Raw genomic sequence first — 6,220 nt, forward strand, 5'->3', positions numbered from 1 at the left:
GGAAATATGCCGAGCACTCTCCGTCTACTCAAGTAATCCCGCTTCCGGTTTCTGTCCGGTCGCGACCCATCCCCTGAGCATATCGAAAACCCTTCCGGTCTGCTCTGCAGTGAAATTGCAATGCCCTTCAGCTTCCACGTACAACTGTACAAAAAGATCGGCATTATCTTTAAGAGCCGACATCTTCGCGTAGTAACAGGGCACGCAGGTCGGCACGCCCGCATCGTAGGAGGTATGAAGGGCCAGAACGGGATCCTCTATCTCTCCCGTAGCTGTATAGTGCTTCCTGATATATTCGACTGCGCCGGGATCGGCAACATACCTCAAGATCTTATCGTTCAGGCCATCGATCTGTCCAAATCCCATGTAGATCGTTCCAGTATTATCGAACGGGTTGCCCCTTGCCCTCTCTTCCAGCTCTTTCAACAGAAACTGATTCATCGCTATAGTCCCGGCGACATCCTTTTCTCTTATTCCCCAGTGAAGGGCATATTTCGTGGCCATCCCGGGCATGGCATCAAGAGCCTGCTGCACGGCGGCGCGAGGAAGGATCGCGGCTTCCATCAGAGGCCGGTACTCGACAGGCACCTTGTCACCAAATATCGCTTCGAACGTCACGACCATATCGAATACGCGGTCCTTGAAAAAGAACATCGCAGGAGCGAGTGGTCCACACATCGGCATGGCACCATCGTAAGCCTCCGGGTAGATCTCGATTGTGGCAAGAGTGATCAGTCCCCCCATCGAATGGCCGGTTATAAATGTCGAATCCGCACTGCCGTATTGTTTCTGAAAATGGTTTTTGAGTGCTTCGGTCTCACCGACAGCCTGTTCCAGCGCCCATCCCTGACGGGAATAGCCTGACTGTACAAGCGCAAAACCTCTATCTAAAAATACCTGGCCTATATTCTCCGGCATCGGACTCCATGGCCTCCCCGGCATCTTATAGCCATGCGCATACATCACCAATCCTCTGTTCCAGTTCCCGGGTATCTGGATCCTGTACGGAACCCCGTCGAGTGCATCTAGAATATCGACAGCTTCTGTTCCATAGAGGTTAGTTCCAAAAGTTAAGGTCAATGCCAGAATCAGTAAAATAGCTGCACCCATGTTTTTCATTACCGGGATCCTCCTCGATCAATTTGTTCGTATCGCCAACGGATGTCATATTATACAGTTAGTACGATATATGTTAGCCTTTGTTTCTGGAAAAGCTTCCAGGATCATCCAGATTATTGACAAACGAATATATATATGATACCATTATCGGCAACTAGCGGGTACAAGACAGCACTCTCGTCACAGTGCAGTGGTCACCGGGTTCCGGGGGGGAACCGGGACGTCATCTTAACCTGATGGAGGAGAGTAATGGGGAAATTTGGTATCGTTTTATCTCTGATCGGCATTCTGATTTCCGGATCGGCATTCGCGGACGCTCCACTGGACGGCGACTATCAGTCGACCGATCTGGGGGGTCCCGTTTATCTCGGTCGTTATACGGAAGCATGGGACGCTGGCGGTTCGGCCGTCGAGTCAGGCACCACGCTTAACGCTGAATCATGGGACGGCGTAACGCTCGCCACGCAGTGGCGCTACTGGTGTGGGACCGAATCATCAGCGGCTGTCCTGCTTGTCGACAACGTTAATACAAGCGGTAACGGCAACAGGACCTACATGAAGACTTTCGAAGGCGGGTACATCTGGCTCAGCGGCACTGGCCCCTGGGCGAACGGCGACCCCGACTACTATGGGACGATCTCTTCCTACACGGAATTTGAGACGATCCAGTATACGAACTGGGTTCCAATCGCTGCTGTGACTAACGTTCAGGCCATAGTCCACTTCGATGATTATCCCGACCAGTGCATGGCCTTCTCGATCGGCAACGGTTCGAGAGTGGCCTCTACCGAAATCGGCGAGACCATTCCGGCGAACTATCCCGACCTTCTCGATACTTCCTGCAGCGCTACACGCACTGAGGGAGCGGCATGGGATTTCTTCACCGTGACACTTTCTATAATAGGATGCTCCGTCGGAACCGAGGAGGCTTCCTGGGGTTCGATAAAGTCGATGCACAAATAAGCCAGCAGGATCGGGCCATCGAATTCCGAGCCTGCGGATTTACGGCTATTGATAAAAGCCCGGCTCTCCAGAGTCGGGCTTTTCTATCCATCTATCTGAAATTTTTCTGTACATAAAAGTTCCTGAGACATAGAATCTCCCTTGACAGTCACAGGCAATGCCACTCCCCTTTTGAAGGAGGCTTTCATGGCAAGGTTCGCTGTTTTATTAATGGTCTCAGCCCTTCTGGTCTCATTTATCTCTCCGGCATCACTCAACGCCCAGAGCAGGGAAGAACTACCCAACGATTTCGGGATCGAACTGCTTGGCCGTTCCCTCATCTACAGCTTCACCTACCAGAGAAACTTGAATAATACTTTCGCCCTGGAGGCTGGCTTTTCAGCTCTGGGTGGCGGAGATTCTGATGACAACACCATGTGGTTGTTCTTCCCTATCGGAGCAAAGATCTATTTTGTCCCGAAGAACGGCTCTCCCTTCATCGCCGGCGGTATCAATATCGTCAACGCCTCTATTGACAGCGGGCCTTTCAGTGACAGTGAGACCGGCTCATACTATTATGCCGGTCTCGGTTTCGAATATCGTTCAGAAGGCGGTTTTCTTTTCAGGGGAACGGCGTATGGTCTGATCGGCGAAGACGGCGGATTCTTTATCTGGCCCGGCCTTCATGTAGGATACGCGTTCTAGATTTCGGGCCTGTTTCTGAATTTGGAAATGGTGCCACATTATCGGCCGGTAGAGTTTCCCGGATTCACTGGAGACTTTACCGGTCTTTTTAATTATTGCCTGTTTAAAATAATCATTGATTAATTCATCGATTCGCGTAAGGATACGCAGATTGAAGCGCCACGGGGGCGTCTGTTTATCTGGAGCTTATTCATCAGGGGGGCAGAATGCATCAGGCAGAGACAGCAGCATTCCTCAATCATAAGGGTGGCGTTGGAAAAACCACTTCAGTCGTAAACGCGGGCGCGGGGCTGACAATCCTCGGGAAACGTGTACTTCTCGTAGACCTTGATCCACAGGGACACCTGACCGACTTTCTCGGAATCACACCCGATGAATACACCGGAACTATCTCAAATGTATTACGCGGCGACATCCATCCCCGTGACACGATCGTCACCAGGGACCTCAGCGCGCGTCTTTGTATAAATGGTGAGGAATCACGACTGGCACTTTCCGTCATCCCAGCCGACAGCAATCTGGCCGAATCAGAGATGTCACTGGCATACAGGGCCGAAAAAGAACATCTTTTGAAGAGGGCTATGGGCAGGATCAGCAACGATTTCGATTACATCCTTTTTGACTGCTCTCCCAGCCTTGGCCTTATCTCGATCAACGCGCTTGCGGCCGCCCGGAAAGTCTTCATTCCCGTCCAGACAGAATACCTCGCGCTCAGCAGCCTCGAGGGCCTTCTGAAAAAAATCGAGTTCATAATGGACGAGGTCAACCAGGATCTGGTGATCGGCGGATTTATCGCGACACGATTCGACAAGAGGAAAGTCCTTGGCAGGACGGTAATCGAAGCGCTGAAAGAACGATTCGGAGCGCTCTTCCTCGACACAATAATCCGTGAGAATATAGCGCTCGCGGAATCTCCCGGAGTCGGAAAAGACATATTCAGTTATCGCCCCAGAAGCTACGGCGCACAGGATTACCTGAATCTTTCGCTTGAGATCATAGGCCGCGCTGCTGCTGACAAAAACTTGTTCTCGGTGGAGAGAGGTGTGATCACCAGCAACACAGATAGTGTAGCCGCAGTCTGATTCCAGGCTCTGACATATACGATCTTTACAGCTCTGATCTTGGACCGGAGCATGGGCGTAATAAAAACAAGGCCGGGAGGAATCCCGGCCTTGTCTATTTTCTGGTCTCTTTGAACTTTTCGGTCAGCGCCTCCGCCCATGCCTGTAAGCCATGCGGACAGCCAGTCTCTCTTCCTTCCTGAGGAACCGTTTCCAGCTCCTGCTGCTCCTTGCCGCATGGATCACGGGGCGTGGAAGTTCGAGCCAGCGACCGATCTCAAGCCAACTGTACCCGTATCTCCTTAGCTGAATAAGTTCCCGCGCGGGGATATTGACGTACCGCCCGATACGATAGGCGATCCTGCGGTCATGTCTTCCTATCGCAAAGACCTTGTGCCTGCGGACCGACACCGGCCTTCTCCTGTGAATACGGTAATAATCGGAGCGTATGTTACCTACACGGACCCTCATGTTGTCGGTCCTCAAGGTCGCGTCGAACCTTACTCCTGCTTCAGCATCCAGCGCGATCATGGGACCGGCGATCATCGCAATCGCTATCAGGCTCATCAGACTCATTCGCATCCTTCTCATAACATACCTCCTGTTCCGGCCGCCCGAAATAGCGACTCTACACATTTGTATTGCATGGGGTGTGCCTTATACCGTAAATATGCCATAACCTTCGCATTAACAGCATATTACGACGTGATACAAGTCCCACGGATGACTGCGGCAAAGACTCTTGCAGAGTAACTTATGTCCTGATTAGTGGACAGGTCGATGCCCCGAAACAACTGGTCAGGGCTGTCCTTCTGTCATTATTCGGATATTCCGGCCAGATCCAGAATAAAGGCAAATTCCAGGGCTGTTTCCCGATATCTCCTGAATCTTCCGGACACCCCACCGTGCCCTGCTCCCATATTTATGTGAAGCAGGAGCTGGTTATCATCGGTTTTCAGATCTCTCAGCCTGGCGACCCATTTGGCCGGTTCCCAGTACTGTACCTGCGAATCATGCAGCCCGGTCGTTACCAGCATCGCGGGATAATCCATCGCTTTCACATTATCGTATGGAGAATATGAAAGCATGTACTCGTAATATTTCCTGTCGTTCGGATTTCCCCACTCATCGTATTCGGAAGTGGTCAGTGGAATACTGTCATCCAGCATCGTAGTGACGACATCGACCCATGGAACCTGGGCCACCACTCCCCTGAAGAGGTCAGGCCTCATATTTATCACTGCGCCCACCAGCAGGCCTCCCGCGCTGCCACCCATGGCAAACAGTTTTTCGGGATTCGTAAATCGACTCTCGCAGAGATATTCGGCACAATCGATGAAATCGGTAAAAGTATTTTTCTTCTTGAGCAATTTGCCGTCTTCATACCAGGATCTTCCCATCTCCTGCCCCCCACGTACGTGCGCGATGGCAAAGACGAATCCACGGTCCAGGAGACTCAATCGATACGATCTGAAGGAAGCGTTCATGCTCGAGCCATACGACCCGTACCCGTATAACAGCAATGGATTGCTGCCGTTCTTTTCCATTCCTTTCCGATATACGAGGGATATCGGGATGCTTGTACCGTCATCAGCCTCAGCATATAATCTCTCAGCCATATAATCGGCAGGATCGAAATCCCCGACTACTTCATCCTGCTTCAATAGAGTCTTATTCCCTTTGGACAAATCGTAATCATAGATCGAGTTCGGAGTGGTCAGCGAGGAATATTCGAATCGCAGCAGGTTGTTGCCGAATTCGGGGTTTTCACCGATATAAACGGAATATGTCTCTTCCGGAAAATGGATATAATTCGCGATCCCATCATCCCATCTCATTACCCTCAACAATGTCAGCCCTTTTCGTCTCTCGCTTACGACAAGATAATCATCGAACAATTCCATGCCCTGGATAAACACATCGTCCCTGTGAGAGATGACCTCCTGCCAGTTCTCTCTGGATGTGCGATCGACCGGAGTCTTCATCAGCCTGAAATTCCTGGCTCCGAAATTCGTGACTATGAAGAACTCGTCTTTGTAATCCATGATCTCGTATTCATGCTCTGGTTCCCTGGGCTGGATAACAGAAAAATCGCCCCCGGGGCTGGAGGCATCCAGGACCCTGTACTCGGTAGAGAGCGTACTGTAAGATGAAATAAATATGAATCTCATCGACTTCGACCTGCTGACATATGTATTGAAGGTCGGGTCAGTCTCATGGAATACCTGGTGATCGGCCGTAACATCTGTCCCGAGAATATGCCGAAGTATCTTGCATGCCCTTAGAGTCGCGTCTTTCGTGGAATAGAATACCGTCTTGTTATCAGCTGCCCATACGGGCCTTCCTGTGGTCTCAACTATCCTGTCTTCCAGCGTCTCTCCCGTGTCAAGATC

General features: G+C 51.1%; 6 protein-coding genes. 3 read left to right on the forward strand and 3 right to left on the reverse strand.

Features of this window, described 5'->3' with window-relative positions; translation table 11 throughout:
* Positions 1–24 precede the first annotated feature (24 nt).
* Positions 25–1,119, reverse strand: a complete 1,095-nt coding sequence (locus KOO63_11620; protein ID MBU8922456.1) for a hypothetical protein — start codon at positions 1,117–1,119, stop codon at positions 25–27.
* A 249-nt stretch (positions 1,120–1,368) separates the two neighbouring features.
* Between KOO63_11620 and KOO63_11625 the strand changes: the two genes are divergently transcribed.
* The 3 genes from KOO63_11625 to KOO63_11635 all read left to right on the forward strand — a co-directional run bounded on the left by KOO63_11625 (position 1,369) and on the right by KOO63_11635 (position 3,848).
* Positions 1,369–2,082, forward strand: a complete 714-nt coding sequence (locus KOO63_11625; GenBank protein MBU8922457.1) for a hypothetical protein — start codon at positions 1,369–1,371, stop codon at positions 2,080–2,082.
* A 186-nt stretch (positions 2,083–2,268) separates the two neighbouring features.
* A complete protein-coding gene (locus tag KOO63_11630; GenBank protein MBU8922458.1) occupies positions 2,269–2,766 on the forward strand; it encodes a hypothetical protein in 498 nt (165 codons plus the stop codon).
* 206 nt (positions 2,767–2,972) lie between these two features.
* Positions 2,973–3,848 carry a ParA family protein gene (locus KOO63_11635; protein MBU8922459.1) on the forward strand — a complete coding sequence of 292 codons (876 nt, stop codon included), beginning with the start codon at positions 2,973–2,975 and terminating at the stop codon, positions 3,846–3,848.
* Positions 3,849–3,971: 123 nt separating this feature from the next.
* Here the strand turns inward: KOO63_11635 and KOO63_11640 are convergent, their stop codons facing one another.
* Positions 3,972–4,418, reverse strand: a complete 447-nt coding sequence (locus tag KOO63_11640) for a hypothetical protein (protein ID MBU8922460.1) — start codon at positions 4,416–4,418, stop codon at positions 3,972–3,974.
* A gap of 227 nt (positions 4,419–4,645) precedes the next feature.
* A partial coding sequence (locus tag KOO63_11645) for a S9 family peptidase (protein ID MBU8922461.1) occupies positions 4,646–6,220 on the reverse strand: 1,575 nt, incomplete at its 5' end.

This window comes from Candidatus Latescibacterota bacterium (assembly GCA_019038625.1).
In the GTDB taxonomy this organism is placed as follows: Bacteria; Krumholzibacteriota; Krumholzibacteriia; order Krumholzibacteriales; family Krumholzibacteriaceae; genus JAGLYV01.